Annotated in this window: 2 protein-coding genes and 1 pseudogene; all 3 read left to right on the top strand. The window is 70.4% G+C overall.

Annotated elements, in window-relative coordinates:
• Window positions 1-232: pseudogene (locus G3436_RS26950) on the top strand (hypothetical protein); the annotation flags it as partial.
• 48 nt (window positions 233-280) lie between these two features.
• A complete protein-coding gene (locus tag G3436_RS26945; protein ID WP_338001334.1) occupies window positions 281-544 on the top strand; it encodes a hypothetical protein in 264 nt (87 codons plus the stop codon).
• Window positions 529-666 (top strand): hypothetical protein, encoded by a 138-nt coding sequence (locus G3436_RS28660; protein WP_338001333.1) that lies wholly within the window; start codon window positions 529-531, stop codon window positions 664-666. The genes G3436_RS26945 and G3436_RS28660 overlap by 16 nt, the downstream gene beginning before the upstream one ends.
• Window positions 667-802 lie beyond the last annotated feature (136 nt).

Raw genomic sequence — 802 nt, 5'->3', positions numbered from 1 at the left:
CAGGTACTCAAGCGCCAGCGAGGCGCAGGACGAACACACCCTGCGGCTGCGTCAGCTCGATCAGTTGCAAGGGGCCATGGCGCAGTGGCTGCAGGCCCGGCCCGGTTGGCGCCTGCGCCTGGCGCGGTTTGACGGGGTGCGCTGGCGCCTGCATTTGCACGGCCTGCCGATGCCGGCGGATACGCCGTGGGCGGCGATGGCCGCGAATGCGGGGGGCACAGGTAACGGTTGAGCCGGCGACGGATGAACTGCGGTTGGTGTTTGAACTGGGAGCAGGCGCATGAACGTAGACAGGCAGCGGCGCTGGCTGATGCCGGCAGCCTGGGGCACCGTTGCGCTGCTGGTATTGAGCCTGGCGCTGCGCGAAGGGCTGGCGCAGTGGCGTGAACACATGCAGTGGCAGGCGCTGGCCGCCTCGGCGGCGCAGTTGCAGGCCGGGGGTGGCACTCGGCGTCGAGCCGTTGCAGCAGTCGGCCGCGGCGCGCCAGATCGTGGTGCGCGAGGTACAGCCAGCCGAGCGGCTGGCTGGTGCAGGGGCGGGTAGCTGACGAGCGCGTGCTGCAGGACTGGTTGCAGGCCTTGCAGCGGGACGGTGCACGGCCATTGCAATGGGGATTGGAGCAGGCCGAGGGTGGCTTGAACTTCGACCTGGTGCTGGCGCGATGAGCGCCCGGGGCGTGGCCTGGATGGCGCTGGTGTTCGGCCTGACGTTGCTGGTGGGGTTGCCCGCGCGCTGGGTGTCCAAGGCGGTGCCGTGGTCGGTCGAAGGCGTGTCGGGCAGCGTGTGGCGAGGCCAGGCCGT

The sequence above is a fragment of the Pseudomonas brassicae genome (genome assembly GCF_010671725.1).
GTDB classification, from domain to species: domain Bacteria; phylum Pseudomonadota; class Gammaproteobacteria; order Pseudomonadales; family Pseudomonadaceae; genus Aquipseudomonas; species Aquipseudomonas brassicae.
This window is presented reverse-complemented; position numbering and strand designations above follow the sequence as displayed.

What these genes read in the sequence shown, in the direction of transcription:
- G3436_RS26945 (WP_338001334.1), top strand. Translation starts at nt 281, where the DNA reads ATGAACGTAGACAGGCAGCGGCGCTGGCTGATGCCGGCAGCCTGGGGC.